Source organism: Arenibacter sp. 6A1 (assembly GCF_012272855.1).
GTDB lineage: Bacteria > Bacteroidota > Bacteroidia > Flavobacteriales > Flavobacteriaceae > Arenibacter.
Map to the genome: position 1 here is coordinate 1 of NZ_JAAXCQ010000051.1, position 1,094 is coordinate 1,094.

Here is a 1,094-nt window from a genome sequence, read left to right on the forward strand (position 1 = left end):
GAAACCGGAGCAACTGGCGAACAAGGTATCCAAGGTGAAACCGGGGCAACTGGTCCAACTGGTGCCACAGGAGAACAAGGTATTCAAGGCGAGACCGGAGCAACTGGAGCCACAGGGGAACAAGGAATCCAAGGTGAGACTGGAGCTACTGGGGCGACTGGCGAACAAGGTATTCAAGGAGAAACAGGAGCTACCGGGGCAACAGGAGAACAAGGTATCAAAGGTGAGACCGGAGCAACTGGAGCCACAGGGGAACAAGGAATCCAAGGTGAGACCGGAGCTACGGGGGCTAAAGGTGATCAAGGTATTCAAGGAGAAACAGGAGCCACGGGTGCAACAGGTGAACAAGGAATCCAAGGAGAAACCGGAGCAACTGGCGCCACAGGTGATCAAGGTATGCAAGGTGAGACTGGAGCTACTGGTGCCAAAGGAGAACAAGGTATCCAAGGAGAAACCGGAGCCACGGGGGCAACAGGTGAACGAGGCGTTCAAGGAGAAACCGGGGCTACTGGTGCAACAGGGGAACAAGGTATACAAGGAGATAAAGGTGATACTGGGGCCAAAGGGGATCAAGGAATTCAAGGAGAAACTGGAGCTACCGGGGCGACTGGAGAACAAGGAGATAAAGGCGAAACCGGAGCTACCGGCGCAACAGGTGCCGATGGAAAAGATGGAATTGACGGTGCTACTGGAGCCACGGGTGCTACCGGTGCGACTGGAGAACAAGGTGTAAAAGGAGATACTGGGGCAGTTGGACCACAAGGAGAAACCGGAACAACTGGCGAACAAGGTATCCAAGGTGAAACCGGGGTAACTGGTCCAACTGGTGCCACAGGAGAACAAGGTATCCAAGGAGGAACCGGAGCTACTGGAGCCACTGGAGAACAAGGTGTTCAAGGTGAGACCGGAGCCACGGGTGCAACAGGTGAACAAGGAATCCAAGGAGAGACCGGAGCAACTGGGGCTACTGGTGAACAAGGAGAAACAGGAGCCACGGGGGCAACAGGTGAACGAGGCGTTCAAGGAGAAACCGGGGCTACTGGTGCAACAGGGGAACAAGGTATACAAGGAGATAAAGGTGATACTGGGGCCAA

The 1,094-nt window shown here is 54.8% G+C and carries 1 protein-coding gene; it reads left to right on the top strand.

What is annotated here, in order from left to right; all coding sequences use genetic code 11:
* Nucleotides 1-1,094, top strand: a 1,094-nt coding sequence (locus HCG49_RS18385) for a hypothetical protein (RefSeq protein ID WP_205764447.1), incomplete at both ends; no start/stop codon positions are given.